The organism is Burkholderia sp. 9775_39, assembly GCF_015712225.1.
GTDB lineage: Bacteria > Pseudomonadota > Gammaproteobacteria > Burkholderiales > Burkholderiaceae > Burkholderia > Burkholderia cenocepacia.
Map to the genome: position 1 here is coordinate 24,733 of NZ_JACCQC010000013.1, position 22,291 is coordinate 47,023.

Sequence of the window (22,291 nt, forward strand, 5' to 3'; positions counted from 1 at the left end):
CGATGCTTCGTATTCAGTAGACGCGACCACAAACTGCCGCATCGGAGGAAAAGCGCCGCCCGCTTGCCGAAATGCGTCATCGGCGGGCGGCGCGTGACGCCCGCTCGCGTCAGTTCTTCAGCTTGTAGCCGGTGCGGAACATCCACGCGACGATCGCGAGCAGGATCACGAGGAACAGTGCGGTCGCGGCGAGGCTGATCCACACGTGCACGTCGGCGATCCCGTAGAACGACCAGCGAAAGCCGCTGATCAGGTAGACGATCGGGTTGAACAGCGTGACCACGCGCCACGCGGGCGGCAGCATGTCGACCGAGTAGAAGCTGCCGCCCAAGAACGTGAGCGGCGTGATGATCAGCAGCGGCACGAGCTGCAGTTTCTCGAAGCTGTCGGCCCAGATGCCGATCACGAAGCCGAACAGGCTGAACGTGACGGCCGTCAGCACCAGGAACAGCACCATCCAGAACGGATGCAGGATGTGCAGCGGCACGAACAGGCCGGCCGTGGCGAGGATGATCACGCCGAGCAGGATCGACTTCGATGCGGCCGCGCCGACGTACGCGATCACGATCTCCCAGTACGACACGGGCGCGGACAGGATCTCGTAGATCGTGCCGGTGAAGCGCGGGAAGTAGATGCCGAACGACGCGTTCGAGATGCTCTGCGACAGCAGCGACAGCATCACGAGGCCCGGCACGATGAACGACCCGTAGCCGATGCCGTTCACGTCGCTGATGCGCGAGCCGATCGCGGAGCCGAACACGACGAAATACAGCGACGTCGAGATCACCGGCGCGATGATGCTCTGCATCAGCGTGCGGCGCGTGCGGGCCATTTCTGCGCGGTAGATCGCGCGGATTCCATGCCAGTTCATGGGTCAGGCTCCTTGCACGCCGTTGCGGCGGTTGTCGATCAGGCTGACGAAAATGTCCTCCAGCGAGCTCTGCGTCGTGTGCAGGTCGCGAAAGCCGATGCCGGCCGAGCCGAGAGCGTTGATCAGCTTCGCGATGCTCGCGTCGTCGCGCTGCGAGTCGTACGTATAGACGAGCGCGGCGCCGTCTTCCGCGCGTTCGAGACCGAACGGCGCGAGCGCGGGCGGCACCTCCGCGAGCGGCTGCTCGAGTTGCACGGTCAGCTGCTTCTTGCCGAGCTTGCGCATCAGTTCGCGCTTTTCCTCGACGAGCACGAGCTCGCCACCGAGGATGATGCCGATCCGGTCGGCCATCTCTTCGGCTTCCTCGATGTAGTGCGTGGTCAGCAGGATCGTCACGCCGCTTTCGCGCAGCGAATCGACGAGCTTCCACATGTCGCGGCGCAGTTCGACGTCGACGCCGGCCGTGGGTTCGTCGAGGAACAGGATGCGCGGCTCATGCGACAGCGCCTTCGCGATCATCACGCGGCGCTTCATGCCGCCCGACAGCGTCATCAGCTTGTTGTCGCGCTTGTCCCACAGCGACAGCGCCTTCAGCGTCTTCTCGATGTACGCGGGATCGGGCGCCTTGCCGAACAGGCCGCGGCTGAACGACACGGTGGCCCAGACGGTTTCGAACGCGTCGGTGGTCAGCTCCTGCGGCACGAGGCCGATCATTTCGCGGGCCGCGCGGTATTGATCGCGGATGTCGTGGCCGCCGACCGTCACGCGGCCTTCGGTCGGCGTGACGATGCCGCAGATCGAGCCGATCAGCGTCGTCTTGCCGGCGCCGTTCGGCCCGAGCAGCGCGAAGATCTCGCCGGGGCGGATGTCGAGGGTCACGTGCTTCAGCGCCTGGAAGCCGGACGCGTAAGTCTTGGAGAGGTCGGAGACGGAAAGGATCGGTTGCATGCTCACGGATGGCACGGCCGCCCGGCGCGACGGCGGGCGCCGCGCGTGCCCGGCGCCGCCGCCGCTGCGAAGCGGCCGGGACCGGGGACGGCATGGCGAACGGGCGTCATGTCGAACGGCAGGGTAGTGCGGGATCGCGGGACCGCCATATTAGCAATCGGCAGATCGAAATGCATTCTGATGGAAAGGCTGGGCTGGACTGGCGCCGGATTTGCGGGAATTGCGGTGATATCGCTCAACGATTTGGCGTTTTATTTGAATGATGCGAATAATCCGGATGGTTTTCCGCGAATCGGGCCGCGAGCGCGTTGCCGCTCGACGGGCGGGCCGACTGTGCTGCCTGCCGTCCCTCGCGCCGTACCGGGACGGCACGCGTGGCGCTCGCGATAATGCGTGCCTTTCACGGTGATACGGAGCGGGGCGCATGTCTTTGATCGATTTCAAGTCCGTGGCGGACGCGCAGGCCGCCGCATGGAAATCCACGATCGTCGGCGAAGTCGGGCCGGCCCGGATCAAGGTGCTGCGCATGGATGCGCAGCCTTACGAAGCGGAAGTGCACGACTACAACGAGGGGCTGCTGGTGCTCGACGGCACGCTGAGGCTCGAGGTCGAGGCGGAAACGGTCGTGGTCGGCGCCGGGCAGATGTATCTCGCGCGCGCCGGCACGCGCCACGCGGTGCTGCCCGGCAGCCACGGCACGCTCGCGATCATCGACGTATGAGGTGCGCCGCAACATGCGTGCGGGCCGCCGAGGGCCGGCTGGCCTGGCTCGGCGCGGATTGTCGTCCGTCGTTCAAACGCGTGTTCCATGGTCCGTGTATTTGTCTGAGCAAATAAAATGAAGGCTGTTTGAAAATCTGTCAAATACCGTATGAACGCTAGGATCGCGCGGTTTCATCCGTTTGGAACTCTGCATCCATTTACTTGTGGGAATGGTCCGATCATAGTCTCGACAAACGACGCATCACGATAACGAATCAAGCGTACGTATGGAGACCACACCATGAGACGCCTATCCGCGGGGCCAGCCGGACTGCCGTTTCCCGATTTTTCGCTGAATGCAGGCGCGACGCAGGTCGCGTGCCTGCCTCGTCACCACGCCGTGTAGCGGCGAACCGTAGCGACAAGCTACTTTCCGTTTCGATCGTTCCGACGGCGCCGTGCCGCATGACGGCGCTGCGGGAGCGCGCTCGTCTGCCGCCGCGGCATGTGCCGCATCTGCCTGACCGGCATCGCGGCGGCCTTGCGTGCATCGTCATGCGCCGCGCCTTCGTGCGGCGGCGCGATACCAACCGGCGGGCCATGCAGCCCGGCCGGACGAGACTTGTCGTACCTGAAAAGGAGGGGTTGATGATTTGCATTCCTGAATGGCGGAAGGCGGTCCTGTCGTGCGCGGTACTGGCGCTGCCGTTCGTCGCCGGTTGCGGCGGCGGCGACGATCCGGGGCCGATCACCGTGCCGCAGTGCTCGGGTAGCGCCTGCGGGCCGAGCGGCGCCGACACGACGCCGCCCGTCGTGACGAAGCTGTGTCCCGACGCGCTCGATTACACGACGACGTACACGGGCGGCGCCGGCAGCGGCGAATACGTGAAGGTGAAGTTCGACACGACGAAGCTCACCTACCAGCTGCAGTTCATCGAATCGTCGGTGCCGACCTCGGCGGGGCAAGTCAACAACACGCGCGCGGGCCTGACGATCAGCGGTGCATTCCATCATCCGACTAATCTCCCGACGGCCGAGCAGAACCGTTGCGCGTTCGTGCTCGACAGCGGCGCGACGAGCGACGGCGCGTATTCGGTGACGATCAACCGCGCCGACCCGCCGATGCTGTTCGTCGGCAATGGCGTGGTGGGCGGCGGGATTCCGGGGGCGACGATTGCGTTCGCCGGTATCCCGCTGCTTCCGGGCATCACGCTCGGCGTCGTACCGTCGCGCACCTTCGATTTCTATCCGTTCATCGGCTTCACCGACACGGAGACGGACTTCAGGAAAGTGGCGGGCAACTACAACGAGGTAGGCATCCATCTGTCGCCCATCGGCGGTGACGGTCAGAGCCCGACCGGGGCGGTCGGCTGGGAATCCGACGTCGTCAACTGGAATCAGACGTTGAACGCGGACGGTTCGTGTTCGATCACGCAGGGCAGCGACTACTCGTGTCAGACGACCGGGACGCCGTGGGCGCAGCGCAAGAACGCGGACGGATCGGCGGACAATGTGTTCGTGAGCAATCCGGCCGGCGGGGCAGGGTATCCGATCGCGGGACAGGGCTCGACGCTGATCATTGCACCGAGCCAGGCGAAAGGCATCATGATCGTCGGCAGGCTGAACGGCGTACTGGTGCCGATCGTGATTCGTGTCGGCTACACGCACGTCGATACGGTCAATCTGCTCGCATCGGTCGCCGACGCCGAAGTCGGCATCTCGATGCTGTCGTCGACGAAAGCGATTGCCGCGAACTCCCTGAAGGGCGGGTACATCGGCGCGACCAGCGCCTCTGCATGCGGCATCGTGACATCCAGCGGCCAGGGGAACAAGTTGGCGTCGGCAGGGCCGAGCTTCAACCCCAACGTGCCGCACCCGGACCTGCCCGGCATCTTCGCCAACAACGCCTTCTATTCGGTAGCCGGCAGTTGCAACGACGGCACCGCGGTGTCGACGCTGGCCGCGAACTATACGTCCACGCTGTTCCAGGGCAGTACCGCGGCGTTCATCGATCCGCAGACGTCGTCGGTTACCTCGCAGTTCGCGCTGGACTATACGCAGACCACGCCCGGCAAGATCAAGGTGACGGCCGCGCAGGACTTCAACGCGAAGGGCGCGAACGGCAACGCGGCGATCTTCGGCAAGGGCGACACGGGCTGGCTCGTGACGGCCGGCAACGTCTACGCGATGGTCGTCAACAACAACAAGGTCAACCCGTTCTTCACGATCGGCGCGTTCGTCCAGTAACCGCGCATTGAACGCGTCACACCGGCGGCGCATGCGTCGCCGCCGGCGAATCGAATTTCAAGAGGATTCCTATGAATGTGAAACATTGGATGGTCGCGGCGTCGCTCGCGCCCGTGCTGGCCGCCTGCGGCGGTGACGGCGACCCGCCGCCCGCGCCGGTGGTCCGGCTGTGCCCGCAGACGATCGACTACAACACGGTGTTCATCGGCGGTTCCGGGTCGGGCGAGCTCGTGAAGGTGCAGCTCGACACGACGAAGATGACGTACCGGATGACCTACCTCGCGTCGCCGGTGCCCGCCACCACCGGTACCGTGCAGCCGACGCGCGACACCGCGCCCGCGAACGTGGTCGACGGCACGCTGGCCGACGAGACGGGGCTGCCGACGGTGAAGCTGAACCAGTGCACGTTCCGGATGCAGAACGCGAGCCTCGACCCGAGCCGGCCCGCGCGGCTGTTCCTCGGCGAAGGCGTGCTGGGCGGCGCGATCCCCGGCGCGACGATCCAGTTCGACGGCGTGATCGGCGTCGGCAGGATCACGAAGACGACGTTCCCGTACTACCCGTTCATCAGCTTCTCGTCGCTGGAAACCGACCTGACGAAGATCGCCGGCACGTACAACCAGCTCGGCTATCACCAGGTGCCGTCGCAGAACTTCCAGCCGGTGGCGCTCGACCAGCAGGTGACGATCAACGCGGACGGCAGCTACACGGAAACCGACAACTTCGGCAAGAAGAACGGCGGGCAGCCGCTTGCGTCGAGCGCGACGGTGAACCAGCCGTTCACGCTGCGCCCCGATGCGCCGGCATTCCAGTCGCTGAACTACCAGCCGCAGATTCCACCGACGCTCGCCGCGCTCGATCCGGCGAAGGCCGGCAAGGGGATCCTGATCGTCGGCAAGCTGCGCAACCAGCTCGTGCCGATCTTCATCCGCACCGGCGCCGCGAACGCGGACCTCACGCAAGGCCCGCCGAGCGCGGACGACGAATCGGGGATCTCGTTCCTGAGCCCGCGGACGGCGATCGCGCAGGGCTCGCAGGACGGCGAGTACACGGGCGTCGACAGCGCGTTCAACTACCGCGCGACCGCGCTCGTTGGCGCACAGGCCACGCTGCTCGATCCGTTCAACGCGTCGCAGGCCGCGCTCACGCGCGCGCTGAACCTCGACTACACGCAGAAGGCGCCGGGCGTCGTGACGACCGTGCATGCGGATGCGGCGTCGGGGCCGGCGACCGGCAAGTTCGTGTTCACCGGCGGCGTGTTCGGGTTCCTCGACATGGCCGATACGAGCAACCCGTACTTCACGGTCGGCGCGTTCGTGCAGTGACCGCGTGTGGATGGAGACACGGCGGCGCCGCGCGCGAAGGCGCGGCGCCCGGACAGAATGAGGGGGAGACTTCATGAAGAAGCTGATTGTCGCGGGTGTCGTCGCAGGCGTATCGACGCTCGCATCGGCCCAGCAGGCGGGCGACAACGTCGCGACGCTGGGCTGGCTGCACATCATGCCGCAGGATTCGACCAACGGGCTGACGACGAATCTCGCGAACATGCCGATCAACGGACCGTTGCGCCTGCCCGGTTCGTTCACGTCGCCGGGCACGAGCCTGACGGTCAACAACGCCGATACGGTCGGCCTCACGCTCACGCACTTCTTCACCGATCACATCGCGGTGACGTCGGTGCTCGGCGTGCCGCCGGAATTCACGCTGACCGGACACGGCGTGATCAGGCCGCCCGGCCCGGCCGGCGCGCTCGGTTCGGTCAACATGGACAATCCGGCGAACCAGCCGGCCGTGAAGAACGCGCGGCAATGGAGCCCGACGATCATTCTGCAGTACTACTTCAATTCGTCGACGGCGAAGTTTCGCCCGTTCGTCGGGATCGGCGTGGCCTACAGCTGGTTCAGCAACATCGAGCTGAACGGCAACTTCGCGAGGGACATCAACGAGAACCTCGGCAGCGTGCTCGCCGCCGGCGCCGGCAAGCCGGGGGCAACGTCGGTGGAGGGCAAGGCGTCGTCGTCGTTCACGCCGGTCTACAACATCGGCGCGAGCTACGCGATCGACAAGCACTGGGGACTCACGGCGACGCTGACGTACATGCCGCTGAAGACCTACTCGTCGCTCGTGATCAAGGCGGCCGACGGGTCGACGCTCGCGACCACGCGCACGAAGTTGAAGGCCGATCCGCTGATCACGTTCGTCGGGATTTCCTACAAGTTCTGAGCCGACCGGCGCGCATGACGCGTGCCGGCGGCTTCCTGCGACCGGCTGGCCGGATCGTTCCGGCCGGACGGTCGCGTTCCTGGCGGCGTGCCGCCATTTGTGAAGAGAGGGGGCAGTTCAAATGAGCATTCGCAAAATCGTATCGCTTGTTGCTGCAGTGGCTTTCACCGCGGTTTCGGCCGCGCCTGCTTTCGCCGTCACCGTGTCGCGTGCCGACGGCCAGCCGATGAATCCGAACGGCGAGCCGTTCTCGGCGACGGGGCTCACGAATCTCAGCAAGGGATCGATCAACGCCAGCTGTACCGCGACCTTCAACGGCACGATCACGTCGACCGGCATCGTCAACATCACGTCGACGACGTTCGCGGGCGGCGCGACGTGCGGCCTGATCAGCGGCAGCGCGAGCAGCACGTCGCCGTGGACGGGGCAGGCCGACAGCACGACGCAGTTGTCGATCAACAACGTGAAGGTCAACGTCACGCTGCTCGGCACCTGCGGGCCGAGCAAGGTCGTGACCGCGTGGAGCGACGCGAACTCGTCGCTGGCGTTCAACAACTCCGTGCTGACGCCGGACTGCACGGTGACCGGTACGGTCCTGACGTCGCCGAAGTTCCACGTGCAGTAAGCGTCGCGCGAGCGAAGCGGGAACCCGCCGCGCGCGAGGGCCGTGCATGCGGTATGCGCGGCGGGTTTTCGCGGCTTCGATGGGTTCGTGCCGTCGTGCGTATCGGCGCGGCGGCCGGATTCGTCCGACAGCGTGGTCGTGTATGCCGCCATCCATGTATTGCCGAAGCGCCGCGTGCAGTAGGCGCCGCGAAGCGGGGCGCCCGCCGCGCATGTGAACCGCGCGGCGCATACGCGAGTTTCCGCATCTCCGATTCATGCGAGCCGTCATGCTTACCAGCGCGACGGCCGGTTGACTGCCCGTGTCGCGATCCGACACGGGCGGACTTGCAGGGCCGGCGTGGCGTGTATTGCGCCTCCCGATCCGATCGAAACAAAACCAGGCCAATTGGCCAGAACCATCCCGGACGACCCATGCTGACCGATCCAGCAAAGTATGGCGATGCCCGCGGCGCGACGCCCGACCGGCTGCGCACGGCCGCGTGGTTGCAGTACCTGATCGACCATCTCGACACGGCGGTTTGCGCGATGGCGGCAACCGGCGTGGGCGACGCGACCGTCGCCGCTTCGCACGCGATCCGTGCGGGCGCAGGCGCGAACCTCTCCCGCGAAGCGACTGCGGTTCTTCATCGGCTCGTCCCGTGGATCGCGGCGGACGGCGGCGGTTGCGCATGCGACCCGACCGATCCGCCCGGCGCGTGCTCGCATGTGCCTTCGGTCCAGCAACTCGCCGAGGCCGAGCGTTGCTGCCCCGGCTCGCGCGCCGTATTCGACACCGCGCACGGCGTGATCGATGCATGCACGTTCGACGATCCCGACGTCGGCTGGGCCGCGCTTGAACGGATTGCCGATGGCGTCGAATGCGCAGGCCGCGACTCGGGCGCGCGCATCGCGGCTCGACATGACGGGCGGTGCGAGACGCCGCCTGCAAAGAACCTGAGAGACAGGCTGGCCGCTATCGCGGCAACACCGACTCGTCCCGGCGCGGTCATCGATGCGACCGTGTTGCGCTTATGCGGCCCGCGCGACGACGCGGCGCGCGTCGACGAGATGGCTGCGCTCGCGATGTTCGCGGCCGAACTCGCCGCGGGCAACGGCGTTTCCGTTCAGGCGTACGGCGGTCGGCACAACTTCGTCGCGCAAGCGATCAGAACGCATCGCACCGATCTCGCGTCGAAGGACGGGCTGCTTGCTGCACTTGCCGTGTGCCGGCTCGATCGACTCGTCGGCGCCGGCAGCTTCTGGGCCTGCTACCTGCTGGCGGGCATCGTGATCGCCGCGCCGGGGACGGTTCGGGAAATCGGCCACCGGTTTTGGGGCGACACATGGCAAACGTGGCTCGACCACGTGCTCGCATGGCCGGCGGTCAGCCGCTTCGGGGTGAAGGAAGATGTGGCATTCGACCGCCTGCGTGACGCGATGAGCCTGACGTCGCGCAGGAACCCGATCGTCCGTGCCAAGCGGATGCGGGGTGTTTCGGCAGCCCGGCCACGCAGCGCAAACGAGAAGGCGCAATGAAATGCGGCTCGCGGCGAGAACGCCGCGAGCCGCGCGGGTGGTATCGCGGCGCCCGGGCAGGCGCCTGCCTGCATCAGACCGTCTCGGGTTGCCGCACGGCCTTCGCGACATTCCTTGCCGGTGCGCCGTTCGCGACGAAGTACGGCACGTCGACCCGCGCGAGCGGCGTGCGGCCGCGGATCTTGTCGGCGATCTTCTCGGCGATCATGATCGTCGGCGCGTTCAGGTTGCCGGTCGTGATGATCGGCATGATCGACGCGTCGACGACGCGCAGCCCTTCGAGTCCGTGCACGCGGCCTTCTTCATCGACCACCGCCATGTCGTCGTAACCCATCTTGCACGAGCACGACGGATGGAATGCGGTTTCGGCGCGGGCGCGCACGAATGCGTCGAGTTCCTTGTCGGTCTTGCAGTCGGCGCCCGGATTCAACTCGCGGCCGCGATAGCGGTCGAGCGCAGGCTGTCGCATGATCTCGCGCGTCGCGCGGATCGCATCGCGGAACTCGCGCCAGTCGAGCGCTTCGGCCATGTAGTTGAACAGGATGCTCGGATGGTCGTTCGGATCGCGCGAGCGCAGCTTCACGCGGCCGCGGCTTGGCGAACGCATCGAGCCGACGTGCGCCTGGAAACCGTGCATCTCGATCGCGTTCGAGCCGTTGTAGTTGATCGCCACCGGCAGGAAGTGGTACTGGATGTTGGGCCACGGATCGTCGTCGCGCGTGCGGATGAAGCCGCCCGCCTCGAAGTGGTTGCTCGCGCCGAGGCCCGTGCCGTTCAGCATCCATTCGAGGCCGATCTTCGGCTGGTTCCACCACTTGAGCGCCGGGTACAGCGAGACGGGCTCCTTGCACTCGTACTGGATGTACATCTCCAGGTGGTCCTGCAGGTTCTGGCCGACGCCGGGCAGGTCGAGCACGATGGGAATGTCGAGTGCCTTCAGCCATGCGCCGGGGCCGACGCCCGAGCGCTGCAGCAGTTGCGGCGATGCGATCGCGCCGCTGCACACGAGCACTTCGCGACGCGCATGCGCGGTCGCGCGCTCGCTGCCGCGCAGGTAGGTGACGCCCGACGCGCGCTTGCCGTCGAACAGGATGCGGTCGGCGAGCGCGTGCGTGACGATCTCGAGGTTCGGCCGCGCCTTCGCCTGGTCGAGGTAGCCGCGCGCGGTGCTCGCGCGGCGGCCCTTCGGCGTGACGGTGCGGTCCATCGGTCCGAAGCCTTCCTGCTGGTAACCGTTCAGGTCGTCGGTGCGCGGATAGCCGGCCTGCACGCCCGCGTCGACCATCGCTTCGAACAGCGGGTTCACGCCCGGCTTGCTGGTCGTGACCGACACGGGGCCGCTGCCGCCGTGATAGTCGTTCGGGCCGACGTCGCGCGTCTCGGCTTTCTTGAAGTACGGCAGGCAGTCGAGATACGTCCAGTTCTCGAGGCCCTTGTGCGTCGACCAGTTGTCGTAGTCGAGCGCATTGCCGCGGATGTAGCACATCCCGTTGATCAGCGACGAGCCGCCGAGCCCCTTGCCGCGGCCGCATTCCATCCGGCGGTTGTCCATGTGCGGCTCGGGATCGGTCTCGTACGCCCAGTTGTAGCGGCGGCCCTGCAGCGGATAGGCGAGGGCGGCCGGCATCTGCGTGCGGAAGTCGAAGCGGTAGTCGGGGCCGCCCGCTTCGAGCAGCAGCACCGTGACGTCCGGATCTTCCGTCAGGCGCGTTGCGAGCACGTTGCCCGCGGAACCCGCGCCGCAGATGATGTAGTCGTATTCGCGTGTCGTCATGACGGATCTCCTTGTCTTAAAACACCGGGTTGTAGCGGCCGAGCTCGACCTGCACCGACTTGATGCGAGTGTAGTGCTCGAGCGTCGTGATGCCGTTCTCGCGCCCGACACCGGATTGCTTGTATCCGCCAACCGGCATTTCGGCCGGCGACTCGCCCCACGTGTTGATCCAGCAGATGCCGGCTTCGAGGCGATGGATCGTGCGGTGCGCACGCGACAGGTTCTCGGTCACGACCCCGGCCGCGAGCCCGTAGTGCGTGTCGTTCGCACGCGCGATCACTTCGTCCTCCGATTCGAAATCGAGGATGCTCATCACCGGCCCGAAGATTTCCTCGCGCACGATCTTCATGTCGTCGCGGCAATCGCCGAACACGGTCGGCGCGACGTACTGGCCGCTGCCGAAATGGCCGTCGGTCAGGCGCGTGCCGCCCGCGAGCAGCTTCGCGCCTTCGGCCTTGCCGCTCTCGATGAAGCCGAGCACCTTGTCGAGCTGCGCGGCCGACACGAGCGGGCCGAAGTTGGTGTCGGCGTCGGTCGGCTTGCCGACGCGGATGCGCTTCACACGTTCGAGCACCTTCTGCGTGAAGGCGTCCTTGATCGAGCGGTGCACGAACACGCGCGTGCCGTTCGTGCAGACCTGGCCCGAGCTGAAGAAGTTGGCGGTGACCGCGATGTCGGCCGCGCGGTCGAGGTCGGCATCGTCGAACACGATCAGCGGCGACTTGCCGCCAAGCTCCATCGTCACTTCCTTCAGCGACGAGGCGCCGGCCAGCGACATCACCTTCTTGCCGGTTTCGACGCCGCCGGTGAACGACACCTTCGCGATGTCCGGATGGCCGGTGAGCAGCGCGCCGACCGAGCCGTCGCCCTGCACGACGTTGAACACGCCGGCCGGCACGCCGGCTTCCGTATAGATTTCCGCGAGCTTCAGCGCGGTCAGCGGCGTGACTTCGCTCGGCTTGAACACCATTGCGTTGCCGGCCGCGAGCGCGGGCGCCGTCTTCCAGCAGGCGATCTGGATCGGGTAGTTCCACGCGCCGATGCCCGCGCACACGCCGAGCGGCTCGCGGCGCGTATAGACGAACGACTCGGCGCGCAGCGGCACCTGCAGCCCTTCGATCGCGGTCGCGAGGCCCGCGTAGTACTCGATCACGTCCGCGCCGGTGACGATGTCGACCGCGAGCGTCTCGCCGATCGGCTTGCCGGTGTCGCGCGTTTCGATGGCCGCGAGTTCGTCGTTGCGTTCGCGCAGCAGGTCGACCGCGCGGCGCAGGATGCGCGAGCGCTGCATCGCGGTCATCGCGGCCCATTCGCGCTGGCCGTCCCGAGCGGACGCCACGGCGCGGTCGACGTCGGCCGCGCTCGCCTGCTGCACCTGCGCGAGCAGTTCGCCGGTGGCGGGATCGAAGGTGTCGAAAGTCTTGCCGCTGGTGGCGTCGACGTAACCGCCGCCGATGTAGAGGCGCTGCAAACCGTATACGGACATGAGGATCTCCTTGAGGGCGACTGCGTGACGCGTCAGTCGGACGCGAGCAGCAGGTCGATGTAATCGTGGGCGAGCTTCAACGCGGCTCGGGTGTCGATCGGGCCGCCGGCGAGTGCGCCGCGCAGCCACAGGCCGTCGATCAGCGCGGCGAGGCCGCTGGCGGCTTCGCGCGCTTTCGTCCGCGGCAATGCTTTCGCGAACTCGGCGCACAGGTTCGAATGAAGGCGCCGCGTGTTCACGTGCTGCAGGCGCTTGAGCATCGGGTCGTGCATGCTCTGCGACCAGAATGCGAGCCACGTCTTCATCACCGGCGCGCTGACCTGCGTGTCGTCGAAGTTCGCGGCGACGACCGCGCGCAGCCGCGAACGCGGGTCCTTGCGTGCGGCGACGCGGCGACGCGTGGTGGCCGACCACAGGTCGCGCAGCACATGCCGCATCGTCGCTTCGAGCAGGCCGTCCTTGTCGCCGAAGTAATGGCTGACGATGCCCGTCGAGATGTTCGCGCGTTGCGCGACCGATGCGAGCGTCGTGCCGGGCAGGCCCGCTTCGTCGATCGAGCGCAGCGTGGCGTCGATCAACTGTGCGCGGCGTATCTCCCGCATTCCGACCTTCGGCATCACGACTCCCTTCGCCCGGGCGGGCCGTCCATGGAAGTCGAGAGCTTATCGGTTTTTTATTGATCGTTCAATCAACAAAAAATCGGGGCCGAACGAGGTGCGGTGTTCTAAACGGGGCACGGTCGTTCGTCGCGAGCGTCATGTGCAGGTGCGGAAAAACGCCTTGAAAGAACGTTAATTAAGTTTGAATCTGTTTAAAACGGTTCATGAAAAAATGACGCAATGCGATGGACCGTTTCCACGTCCGTTTCTATTACAAATCGAAAGAGTGTCGAAATCTGCAACATTATTCACGATGTGAAATTGTCAAATCGGATTGTGAAGATGCGCAGTTTTCTAAAAACCGTTTCAATCGGTCGATTGAAATGACGTAATTAATTGAAAACAATGAGTATTTGTGGATTTATGAATGCCGGTGTGGACTGCTCGCAAACGATTGCGTTCGTTCTTTTTGGGATTCCGCATACCATAGAAATTGATGAAAAAATTTGAATCCGGCGTATTTCCGGGCCGAGTAGAGGGATTTTTGGAATGACTTGAGTCAGTAATGTCGACCGTATTAGTATGGCGCCGCACTACGAGGAATGAATGGCGCCGCCGGTCATTGCCGCGGTGCGTCGGCAATGGCCGCGCGGACGGATCGCGCGCCCGGCCGGCGCCAGCCATTGCGCACCTGCAGCATGCCGCGACGTCGAGACGCCGCATCCACCGGAGAACGACGATGCCGACCGAAAAACACGTGGTCCCGCTGCCGAATGGTCTGAAGGTCTACGTCGAACGGAACGTGTTCGACCCGGCGTTCGACACGGCAATGCTCGTCAACGGCGCGCTCGCGACGACCGCGTCGTTCGGCCAGACCGTCCAGTATCTCGGCGAGCGGATGAACACGATCTGCTTCGACCTGCCGTATGCGGGGCAGTCGCGCCAGCACAATCCCGGCTGCTTCATCCTGACCAAGGACGACGAAGCCGCGATCCTCCAGTACCTGGTCGAGCGCTTCGCGCCGTCGTTCCTCGTGTCGGTGTCGTGGGGCGGCGTCGCGTCGCTGTTCGCGCTCGCGCGCGGCTGCCCGAGCGTGCGGCGCGCGGCGATCTGTTCGTTCTCGCCGTTCCTGAACGACGCGATGGTCGACTACGTGACGCGCGCCCGCGACCACATCGCGGCCGGCGAGAACCTGAAGGCCGCGCAGTTGCTGAACGACACCGTCGGCCGTTATCTGCCGCGCATCATGAAGCTGTACAACTACCGGTATCTGACGCGCCTGCCGCGCGACGAGCAGGACCAGGTCGCGTTCCACGTCGACCAGATCCTGTCGCTGCAGCCCGAGCGCTATTTCAGCGAATTCGCGAACATCGGCTGCGAGCTGCTGTTCCTGAACGGCGAGCGCGACGAATACACGACGCCGGCCGACGTGCGGCAACTCGGCGCGCACGTGGCGCGCGCGCGGTTCGCGACGGTGCCGGACGCCGGCCACTTCCTCGACATCGAAGGCCGTGCGCAGCGCGAATACACCCGTGCCGCGTTGCTCGATTTCTTCTGTGGCGAAGCGTCCGTCGCGGCCGGCATCGCACGTGCGACCGCGCCGGCGTGCATACCCGCACCGATGCACGCGCTGTCGTCGTGACGCCATCCGCCGCGCATCGCGTTCGTCCCGCGTATCCGAATTCCCATCCCAACGAGGCAGGCCAGCCGTGAATATCGTTCAGACCATCGCCATCGTCGTTCCGTGGGCCGCGTGGCTCGCGTACTGGATCGCCACGTCGCAGGGAGTCAAGACGACCGTGCGCAAGGAGGCGTCGCGCTCGCGCACGCTGCAGTCGATTCCGCTGATCGTCGGCGGCGCGCTGATCATCCTGCCCGATCCGTCGTGGCAGGCGCTCGTGCCCGACTGGCAGCGCTTCGGGCTGCAGGCGCAGTGCGGGCTCGCGGTGCTGGTGGCCGGCCTGCTGTTTTCGGTGTGGGCGCGGCTGCATCTCGGCACGAACTGGAGCGTGTCGGTCACGCTGAAGGAAAACCACGAACTCGTGCGCACGGGGCCGTATGCGCTCGTGCGTCATCCGATCTACACCGGCTGCCTGATCGCGCTGGTCGGCGCCGCGCTGATCGGCGGCGAATGGCGCGGTGCGATCGGCGTGCTGCTCGTGTTCGCGTCGCTCGCGTACAAGGTGCGCGTCGAGGAGAGCTGGCTGACCGGATATTTCGGGCCGGCGTATACGCAGTACCGCCGCGAGGTCGCGGCGCTGATCCCCGGCTTCTACTGACACCCGCGAGGCGCGCGATGGCGAAGATGATCGTGACCGCGATCGGCTCGGCGGGCGACGTGCATCCGCTGCTCGGCGTCGCGCGCACGCTCGCCGCGCGCGGTCACGACGTCGTGTTCTGCACGCATGCGCCGTTCGAGGCGGCCGTGCGCCGCTGCGGGTTCGCGTTCGTGCCGGTCGGCACCGCGGCGGAATACGACGCGGCGATGGCGAACCCCGCGCTGTGGGATCCGCGCACGTCGTTCCGCACGCTGTGGCAGGTGATCGCGCCGACGTTGCGCCCGCATTACGATGCGCTGCGCGCGCTGACCGATGCCGACACGGTGCTGGTCGGCACGCTGTGGGCGTTCTCCGCGCGCTTCATGCAGGAACTGCACGGCACGCCGTACGTGTCGGTGCAGGTGTCGCCGTCGACACTGCTGTCCGCGCATGCGCCGCCCACTCACCCGCGCCTGACGATTCCCGCGCGCTGGCCGCTGCCGGTGAAATCGGCGCTGATGACGCTGATCGAGCGGCAGGTGCTCGACCGCGTGTGCGGCCCCGCGCTCGACGCGGTACGCCGCGAGCTCGGGCTGCCACCCGCGCGGCGCGTGCTCGGCCGCTGGCTGCATTCGACCGACGGCGTGCTGTGCCTGTTCCCCGGCTGGTTCGCGCCGCCGCAGCCCGACTGGCCGTCGAATCATCTGCAAAGCGGTTTTCCGTTGTTCAACGATATCGCGACACCCGACGATGATGTGGCACTCGATGCGTTTCTCGCGGCCGGCGAAGCCCCGGTCGTGTTCACGGCCGGGTCGACGCTCGTCGATCATGCGGCGTATGCGCGTGCGGTGGCGGACGCGCTGCGCGCGACCGGCGCGCGCGGCATCCTGCTGACGCCGCACGATGCGGCGCCCGGCGGCGACCGGCTGCTCGTGCGCCGCTTCGTGCCGATGCGCACGTTGCTGCCGCGTTGCCGCGCGCTCGTGCATCACGGCGGGATCGGCACGGCGGCGCTCGCGTGCGAAGCCGGCATCGTGCAGGTCGTCACGCCGTTCGCGCACGATCAGTTCGACAACGCGCAGCGCGTCGTCGCAAACGGCTGCGGCGTGCGGGTCGACGGCCCGCTCGACGGCGCGCGGCTCGGCGCGGCGCTCGCGCGCGTACTCGACGAACCCGCGTTCGCGGTGCATGCGGAACGTACGCGCGCGCTGCTCGCGGCCGCGCCGGACGGCTGCGACGCGGCCGCCGGTTTCATCGAACGGTTCGTGCCCAGGCGCGGGCGCCTGGCCGCGCGGGCCGATGTCGCGGTGGCCGGCGCATGAGCGCCGCGTCGCCGCTTCACGACGGGCCCGTCGCGCCGTCCGCGTTCGACGCGCCGGCGCCCGCGCCCGCGCCCGCGGCGCAGCCGGTGCGCGGCATCCGGCTCGCGCTGCTGACGTTCGCGCTGTCGCTCGCGACCTTCATCGAGGTGCTCGACTCGACCGTGACGAACGTCGCGGTGCCGGCGATCTCGGGCAGTCTCGGCGTATCGAACAGCCAGGGCACGTGGGTGATCAGTTCGTATTCGGTCGCGGCCGCGATCGCGGTGCCGCTCACCGGCTGGCTGGCCCGCCGCGTCGGCGAGCTGCGGCTGTTCGTCGGCGCGGTGCTGCTGTTCACGCTGACGTCGCTGCTGTGCGGGCTCGCGCGCGACCTGCACGTGCTCGTGATCTGCCGCGCGCTGCAGGGATTGTGTTCGGGGCCGATGGTGCCGCTGTCGCAGACGATCCTGCTGCGCACCTTTGCGCCGACCAAACGCACGATCGCGCTCGCGCTGTGGGCGATGACGGTGCTGCTCGCGCCGATCTTCGGGCCGGTGGTCGGCGGCTGGATCGTCGACAACTTCTCGTGGCCGTGGATCTTCCTGATCAATTTGCCGATCGGGCTGTTCTCGTTCGCGGTCTGCACCGCGATGCTGCGCCCCGACGCGCAGCGCGGCGCGGCCGGCCCGATCGACGTGCCGGGCATCGTGCTGCTCGTGATCGGCGTCGGCTCGCTGCAGGCGATGCTCGATCTCGGCCACGACCGCGGCTGGTTCGATTCGCCGCTGATCGTCACGCTCGCGGTGGTCGCGGCGCTCGCGATCGTGTCGCTGCTGATCTGGGAAGCGGGCGAAGCGCATCCCGTGGTCGACCTGAGCCTGTTTCGCGACCGCACGTTCTCGTTCTGCGTGCTGATCATCTCGCTCGGGATGATGAGCTTCTCCGTGGTCGGCGTGGTGTTTCCGCTGTGGATGCAGGCCGTGATGGGCTACAACGCGTTTCATGCGGGGCTCGCGACCGCGTCGCTCGGCGTGCTCGCGCTCGTGTTCTCGATCCTCGTCGGGCTGCATGCGCACCGCTTCGACGCGCGGGTGCTCGCGACGTTCGGCTTTCTCGTGTTCGCCGCCGTGCTCGCATGGGACGCGCATTTCACGCTGAAGATGACGTTCGCGCAGATCGCGGCACCCGGGTTGATCCAGGGCATCGGGCTGCCGTGCTTCTTCATCCCGCTGACCGCCGCGACGCTGTCGCGCATTCCGGACGACCGGCTCGCCGCCGCGTCGAGCCTGTCGAATTTCCTGCGCACACTGTCGGCCGCGTTCGGCACCGCGATGAGCGTGACGCTGTGGGACAACCGCGCGACCTATCACTACGACGTCGTGTCGCAATCGGTCACGCATGCGTCGGCGAACACGCAACGCTTCGTGCATGCGCTGAACGCGATGGGCGTGGACGGCGTGCGCGAGCTGACGACGCTGCACCACGTCGTGATGCAGCAGGCCTACATGATGGCGACCAACGACATGTTCTGGATGGCGAGCATGACGTGTCTCGCGCTCGCGGCGATGATGTGGCTGACGCGCCCCAAGCGCGGCGCGGCCGCGTCGTTCGGGCATTGAGGAGCGGACCATGACGACACTCGGCGCACTCGTGATCCTGTATCACCCGAGCGACGCGCAGCTCGACGCGCTGCGCGGATGGCGGCACGCGTGCGACGCGCTGCTCGTCGTCGACAACACGCCGCAGCCCGATGCGCGGGCTCGTGAACTGTGCGCACGCGAAGGCATCGCGCTGCTGCATCACGGCAATCGCGGCGGCATCGCGGGGGCGTACAACGCGGGGCTCGCGGCGCTGTTTCGCGACCGCGTCGACGCAGTCGCGCTGTTCGACCAGGATTCGTCGGTGCCGGCCGCGTATTTCCCGACGATGCGCGACGTCTGCGCGGGGCTCGCGGGGCGCGCGTTCCTGGCCGGCCCGCGCATCTTCGACGAGAACGCGCGCAGCTTCCTGCCCGAACTCGCGACCAACGGCATCGGCTTGCGCCGCCTGCGCATCGAGCCGGGCACGCCGATGCAGCGCTGCGCATTCCTGATCTCGTCCGGCTGCGTCGTGTCGCGCGACGCGTTCGACGTGCTCGGCCGGTTCGACGAGACGCTGTTCATCGATCACGTCGATACCGAATACAGCTTCCGCGCGCTGGCGCGCAACGTGCCGCTCTACGTCGTGCCGTCGCTGGTGCTGCCGCACCGGATCGGCGCGAAGCAGCGGCACGCGATCGGCCCTTTTGAAATGACGTCGATGAATCACTCGTGGCAACGGCGCTACTACAGCGCGCGCAATGCGGTGCAGCTCGGGATGCAGTACGGACTGCGCTTTCCGGTGGCGCTCGTGCCGAACCTGCTGACCGTGTGGCAGGTCGTGCAGATCGCGCTCGTCGAGCGCGACAAGCGCGCGAAGCTGGCCGGCATCCTGTTCGGCGTCGCGGACGGCCTGTTCGGCCGGCTCGGCCCGCTCGAGCGCACGCGGCCGCGTCTGGCCGCGCGGGCGCAGCGCGTTCGACAGGGGTGACGATGCAGCCGACGAAGCAAGCGGCGGGTGTGCCGCGGGGCGTGAAGGGCGGTTCGTTGATCGCGGCGGCCGCCGCGGCAATGCTCGCACTGGGCGGGTGCGTGCCGTCGGGCTTCCTGCCGTCGCTGTCGCTGCGTGCGCCGGCCGACGATGCGCTCGTGCATACCGCCGGCCCGGGCGCGAACGGCGCGTGGCCGGCGCCCGACTGGGTGAAGCAGTTGCAGGACCCGCAGCTCGACGATCTGGTCGCCGAGGCGTCGCAGCACAACCCCGACCTGCAGGTCGCGCAGGCGCGGCTGAGGATCGCGCAGGCGCAGCTTCAGCAGTTCGATTCGCTGACCGGGCTGACCGGCACGGCCGGCGCGACGATCAGCCGCGCGCGGATGCCGAAGCCCGGCGACATCGCCGACGTGACGGCCGGCGGCTATCGCGTGCCGGTGCAGATTTTCGGTGATCCGAACGTGTCGCCGTCGTCGATCTTCGTCGGGCTGAACTACCAGCTCGATTTGTGGGGCAAGAACCGCGCGGCGACGAAGAGCCTGATGTCGTTGCGCGACGCGGCCGGCGTCGAGGCCGAGCAGGTGCGGCTCACGCTCGCCGTCGCGATCGTCACCGTGTATTGCCAGCTCGACCAGGCGTACGCGGTGCGCGACCTGTTGCAGCAGAAGCTGAAGATCAGCCAGCGCGTGACGGCCGTGCTGCGCGAGCGCACCGCGCGCGGCCTCGACAACGCGTACGACGCGAGCGATGCGTCGATCAAGCGCAGCCGCCTGCTCGAACAGATCGCGCTGAACGACGAGCAGATCAAGCTCGCGCAACTGCAACTCGGCGTGCTGTCCGGCCGTGGCCCGGAGCGCGGGCTCGCGCTGCAGCGGCCGCGCGTCGGCGCGTTCGCGGGCGGCGCGGTGCCGGCGCGGCTGCCGGCCGATCTGCTCGGCCGCCGGCCCGACATCGTCGCCGCGCGGCTGCGGGTCGAGGCCGCGTTCGCGAATGCCGACTCGACGCGCGCGCAGTTCTATCCGGACGTGAACCTCGTCGCGCTCGGCGGTGTGTTCGCACTGACGCCCGCGTCGCTGTTCTCGCGCGATTCGCTCGCGGGCTCCGTCGGCCCGGCGATTTCGCTGCCGATCTTCGACCGCGGCCGGCTGAAGGCGAAGCTCGGCGCGGACGTCGCGCAAGCCGACGTCGCGATCGGGTTGTACAACAAGACCGTCGACGACGCGCTCGGGCAGGTCGCGCAACTCGTCACGTCGCTGCAGACGTCGCAGACGCTCGTCGCGCAGCAGCAGGACGCGGTCGCGGCCGCGCAGAAGATCGTGCAGATCGCGGCGGACCGGCATCGGCGCGGCGTGCTGATGCAGAAGGACGTCGATGTCGCGGATCTCACGCTGATCGACGAGCGCACGCAGATGATCGCGTTGCTCGGCAAGCAGCGCATGCTCCGCGTGGGGTTGATCGGCGCGCTGGGCGGCGGGTTCGATGCGGGCGCAACGGTCGCGCAGGCGCAGACGCCGGCCGTGCATCGGGCGCGCGGCGGGGCGGCCCGGCGCGGGGCCGCGACTGCCGTGGCCGCGAACCGGGCGACGGTGGCGGGGCCTTCGAACGACTCGCCGGCGGCCAGTACGGCGCGCACGGCGATGTCGCCGGCCTTCGCCACGACGCGGGCCGCGCCCGCCCCTGAATCCGCGCGACGCGACGACACGGCGCGCCCGTCGACGATCGGCGCGACCCGTCCCGACGCAGCGCCTCGCGGCACGCCCGTGCTCGCGCGCACGGCCGCGGCGAGTCCGGCGCGGAGCGCGTCGCCGATGCCCGCGATTCCCGTCTTCCAGCACGATCGTCTGATCGTTACGCAAAGCGACTGATGCACCACGACAACCTTCATTCCGCCGCGCCGCCTGCCGCGCTGAACGACCCGGCCCTCGATGCGCACCGCGCGACGCGCCGCAAGCGCTTCACCGTGTTCTTCGCGATCGTGCTGCTGGCCGCGATCGCATGGACCGCGTACTGGCTGTTGAGCGACCGCTATTACGAAGACACCGACGACGCGTACGTCGCGGGCAGCATCGTGCAGGTCGCCGCGCAGATCCCGGGCGCCGTGACCGACGTGGTGGTCGCCGATACGCAGGCCGTGCGCGCCGGGCAGGCGCTCGTGCGGCTCGACGACACCGAGGCGTCCGTCGCATTCGCGCAGGCGAAGGCGCAGCTCGCGCAGGCCGTGCGCCAGGTCGCGAACGCGAAGATCTCGAACACGATGTACGTCGAGGCCGTGAATGCGCGGCGCGCCGACCTGTCGCTGGCGCAGCGCGCGCTCGCCGCGCGTTCGGGTGCATCAGTCGAGATCGTCGCGCCCGAAGAACTGGCACGGGCCCGCGCGGCCGTGGCCGGTGCGCAGGCGAACCTTGCGGCCGCGCAGGCGCAACTCGACGCGGCGCGCGCGCTCGGCGGCAAGCTGCCCGTCGACGAAAGCCCGGCCGTCGTGCAGGCGGCCGCGCAGTTCAAGCTCGCGTACCGGAACCTGAAGCGCACGACGATCGTCGCGCCCGTCGACGGCACGGTCGGGCAGCGCTCGGTGCAGGTCGGCCAGCAGGTCGGGCCCGGCGTGCCGCTGATGTCGATCGTGCAGCTCGACCGGCTGTGGATCGAGGCGAATTTCAAGGAAGGGCAGATTCGCCACATGCGCGTCGGGCAGCCAGTCGAGGTCGTGTCGGATCTCTACGGCTCGCGCATCGCCTATCGCGGCCGCGTGCAGGGCTTCTCGGCGGGCACGGGCAGCGCGTTCTCGATGCTGCCGTCGCAGAACGCGGCCGGCAACTGGATCAAGGTCGTGCAGCGCGTGCCGGTCGTGATCGCGCTCGATCCGCGCGATCTCGCCGCGCATCCGCTGCGCGTCGGGCTGTCGATGCGCGCGACGGTCGACACGCACGACCGCAACGGCCACGCGCTCGACAGCGAGCCGCCGACGCCCGCCGTCAGCACGCGCGTGCACGACGGCGTCGCGAGCGACGCGGAAGCGGCCGCCGCCGCGATCATCCGCGAGAATCAGGGCGGGTAGCGCCGGCCCGTCGAGGTTGGGCCGGCCGCAAGGGCCGGTCCGGCCCCCGGTAGATTCCCGCCCGACTTTTGTATTTCCGCCATCGATGTCGGCGCCGATCAAACGCATGTCGCGTTT

18 protein-coding genes are annotated in these 22,291 nt (G+C 67.6%); 13 read left to right on the forward strand and 5 right to left on the reverse strand.

Annotated elements, in window-relative coordinates; all coding sequences use genetic code 11:
• Nucleotides 1-109 precede the first annotated feature (109 nt).
• Entirely contained in the window at nt 110-871 is a 762-nt protein-coding gene (locus tag H0X90_RS18710; protein WP_006481964.1) for an ABC transporter permease, read from the reverse strand.
• A 3-nt stretch (nt 872-874) separates the two neighbouring features.
• A complete protein-coding gene (locus tag H0X90_RS18715; protein WP_006481959.1) occupies nt 875-1,819 on the reverse strand; it encodes an ABC transporter ATP-binding protein in 945 nt (314 codons plus the stop codon).
• 424 nt (nt 1,820-2,243) lie between these two features.
• On the opposite strand from H0X90_RS18715, the gene H0X90_RS18720 reads away from it, so the two are divergent.
• The 6 genes from H0X90_RS18720 to H0X90_RS18745 all read left to right on the forward strand — a co-directional run bounded on the left by H0X90_RS18720 (nt 2,244) and on the right by H0X90_RS18745 (nt 9,133).
• A complete protein-coding gene (locus H0X90_RS18720) occupies nt 2,244-2,540 on the forward strand; it encodes a cupin domain-containing protein (RefSeq protein WP_006482698.1) in 297 nt (98 codons plus the stop codon).
• A gap of 629 nt (nt 2,541-3,169) precedes the next feature.
• Nucleotides 3,170-4,768, forward strand: a complete 1,599-nt coding sequence (locus tag H0X90_RS18725; protein ID WP_077189114.1) for a DUF2957 domain-containing protein — start codon at nt 3,170-3,172, stop codon at nt 4,766-4,768.
• 71 nt (nt 4,769-4,839) lie between these two features.
• The gene (locus H0X90_RS18730) at nt 4,840-6,093 is read left to right on the forward strand and encodes a DUF2957 domain-containing protein (protein WP_077189113.1); all 1,254 of its coding nucleotides are present in this window, start codon (nt 4,840-4,842) and stop codon (nt 6,091-6,093) included.
• A 73-nt stretch (nt 6,094-6,166) separates the two neighbouring features.
• Nucleotides 6,167-6,991, forward strand: coding sequence for an OmpW family protein (locus tag H0X90_RS18735; protein ID WP_077189112.1), 825 nt, complete (start codon nt 6,167-6,169; stop codon nt 6,989-6,991).
• A 121-nt stretch (nt 6,992-7,112) separates the two neighbouring features.
• Nucleotides 7,113-7,616: a hypothetical protein gene (locus H0X90_RS18740; RefSeq protein ID WP_006480638.1), complete on the forward strand. Its 504-nt coding sequence runs from the start codon at nt 7,113-7,115 to the stop codon at nt 7,614-7,616.
• A 413-nt stretch (nt 7,617-8,029) separates the two neighbouring features.
• Nucleotides 8,030-9,133 carry a hypothetical protein gene (locus H0X90_RS18745; RefSeq protein ID WP_077189111.1) on the forward strand — a complete coding sequence of 368 codons (1,104 nt, stop codon included), beginning with the start codon at nt 8,030-8,032 and terminating at the stop codon, nt 9,131-9,133.
• Nucleotides 9,134-9,206: 73 nt separating this feature from the next.
• Here the strand turns inward: H0X90_RS18745 and betA are convergent, their stop codons facing one another.
• Genes betA through betI form a run of 3 tightly spaced genes read right to left on the reverse strand, consistent with a single transcriptional unit; the run spans nt 9,207 to nt 13,010 of the window.
• On the reverse strand, nt 9,207-10,907 hold the full coding sequence (gene betA, locus H0X90_RS18750; protein WP_077189110.1) for a choline dehydrogenase: 1,701 nt from the start codon (nt 10,905-10,907) through the stop codon (nt 9,207-9,209).
• 16 nt (nt 10,908-10,923) lie between these two features.
• On the reverse strand, nt 10,924-12,393 hold the full coding sequence (gene betB / locus H0X90_RS18755) for a betaine-aldehyde dehydrogenase (protein WP_060211977.1): 1,470 nt from the start codon (nt 12,391-12,393) through the stop codon (nt 10,924-10,926).
• A gap of 32 nt (nt 12,394-12,425) precedes the next feature.
• Nucleotides 12,426-13,010, reverse strand: a complete 585-nt coding sequence (gene betI, locus H0X90_RS18760) for a transcriptional regulator BetI (protein ID WP_006482690.1) — start codon at nt 13,008-13,010, stop codon at nt 12,426-12,428.
• 721 nt (nt 13,011-13,731) lie between these two features.
• Here betI and H0X90_RS18765 point away from each other — a divergent pair.
• The 7 genes from H0X90_RS18765 (at nt 13,732) to H0X90_RS18795 (ending at nt 22,174) form a co-directional block, all read left to right on the forward strand.
• Entirely contained in the window at nt 13,732-14,634 is a 903-nt protein-coding gene (locus H0X90_RS18765) for an alpha/beta fold hydrolase (protein WP_077189109.1), read from the forward strand.
• A 67-nt stretch (nt 14,635-14,701) separates the two neighbouring features.
• On the forward strand, nt 14,702-15,271 hold the full coding sequence (locus H0X90_RS18770) for an isoprenylcysteine carboxylmethyltransferase family protein (protein ID WP_006482692.1): 570 nt from the start codon (nt 14,702-14,704) through the stop codon (nt 15,269-15,271).
• 17 nt (nt 15,272-15,288) lie between these two features.
• Nucleotides 15,289-16,572 (forward strand): glycosyltransferase, encoded by a 1,284-nt coding sequence (locus tag H0X90_RS18775; protein WP_006498733.1) that lies wholly within the window; start codon nt 15,289-15,291, stop codon nt 16,570-16,572.
• Nucleotides 16,569-18,170 carry a DHA2 family efflux MFS transporter permease subunit gene (locus H0X90_RS18780; RefSeq protein ID WP_006498734.1) on the forward strand — a complete coding sequence of 534 codons (1,602 nt, stop codon included), beginning with the start codon at nt 16,569-16,571 and terminating at the stop codon, nt 18,168-18,170. The genes H0X90_RS18775 and H0X90_RS18780 overlap by 4 nt, the downstream gene beginning before the upstream one ends.
• Nucleotides 18,171-18,180: 10 nt before the next feature.
• Nucleotides 18,181-19,119: a glycosyltransferase family 2 protein gene (locus tag H0X90_RS18785; protein ID WP_006482184.1), complete on the forward strand. Its 939-nt coding sequence runs from the start codon at nt 18,181-18,183 to the stop codon at nt 19,117-19,119.
• Between the two features lie 80 nt (nt 19,120-19,199).
• Nucleotides 19,200-20,984, forward strand: a complete 1,785-nt coding sequence (locus H0X90_RS18790; protein WP_354142554.1) for an efflux transporter outer membrane subunit — start codon at nt 19,200-19,202, stop codon at nt 20,982-20,984.
• On the forward strand, nt 20,984-22,174 hold the full coding sequence (locus H0X90_RS18795; RefSeq protein WP_062884936.1) for an efflux RND transporter periplasmic adaptor subunit: 1,191 nt from the start codon (nt 20,984-20,986) through the stop codon (nt 22,172-22,174). Before H0X90_RS18790 ends, H0X90_RS18795 begins: the two co-directional genes overlap by 1 nt.
• The last annotated feature ends 117 nt before the right edge of the window (nt 22,175-22,291 follow it).

Bases quoted from the DNA above. Each gene is read 5' to 3' on its own strand.
- H0X90_RS18765 (WP_077189109.1), top strand. From the start codon at position 13,732: ATGCCGACCGAAAAACACGTGGTCCCGCTGCCGAATGGTCTGAAGGTC.
- H0X90_RS18785 (WP_006482184.1), top strand. From the start codon at position 18,181: ATGACGACACTCGGCGCACTCGTGATCCTGTATCACCCGAGCGACGCG.
- betI (WP_006482690.1), bottom strand. From the start codon at position 13,010: ATGCCGAAGGTCGGAATGCGGGAGATACGCCGCGCACAGTTGATCGAC.
- H0X90_RS18745 (WP_077189111.1), top strand. From the start codon at position 8,030: ATGCTGACCGATCCAGCAAAGTATGGCGATGCCCGCGGCGCGACGCCC.
- H0X90_RS18720 (WP_006482698.1), top strand. From the start codon at position 2,244: ATGTCTTTGATCGATTTCAAGTCCGTGGCGGACGCGCAGGCCGCCGCA.
- H0X90_RS18775 (WP_006498733.1), top strand. From the start codon at position 15,289: ATGGCGAAGATGATCGTGACCGCGATCGGCTCGGCGGGCGACGTGCAT.
- H0X90_RS18725 (WP_077189114.1), top strand. From the start codon at position 3,170: ATGATTTGCATTCCTGAATGGCGGAAGGCGGTCCTGTCGTGCGCGGTA.
- H0X90_RS18710 (WP_006481964.1), bottom strand. From the start codon at position 871: ATGAACTGGCATGGAATCCGCGCGATCTACCGCGCAGAAATGGCCCGC.
- H0X90_RS18715 (WP_006481959.1), bottom strand. From the start codon at position 1,819: ATGCAACCGATCCTTTCCGTCTCCGACCTCTCCAAGACTTACGCGTCC.
- H0X90_RS18780 (WP_006498734.1), top strand. From the start codon at position 16,569: ATGAGCGCCGCGTCGCCGCTTCACGACGGGCCCGTCGCGCCGTCCGCG.
- betA (WP_077189110.1), bottom strand. From the start codon at position 10,907: ATGACGACACGCGAATACGACTACATCATCTGCGGCGCGGGTTCCGCG.
- H0X90_RS18790 (WP_354142554.1), top strand. From the start codon at position 19,200: ATGCTCGCACTGGGCGGGTGCGTGCCGTCGGGCTTCCTGCCGTCGCTG.
- H0X90_RS18795 (WP_062884936.1), top strand. From the start codon at position 20,984: ATGCACCACGACAACCTTCATTCCGCCGCGCCGCCTGCCGCGCTGAAC.
- H0X90_RS18735 (WP_077189112.1), top strand. From the start codon at position 6,167: ATGAAGAAGCTGATTGTCGCGGGTGTCGTCGCAGGCGTATCGACGCTC.
- H0X90_RS18730 (WP_077189113.1), top strand. From the start codon at position 4,840: ATGAATGTGAAACATTGGATGGTCGCGGCGTCGCTCGCGCCCGTGCTG.
- betB (WP_060211977.1), bottom strand. From the start codon at position 12,393: ATGTCCGTATACGGTTTGCAGCGCCTCTACATCGGCGGCGGTTACGTC.
- H0X90_RS18740 (WP_006480638.1), top strand. From the start codon at position 7,113: ATGAGCATTCGCAAAATCGTATCGCTTGTTGCTGCAGTGGCTTTCACC.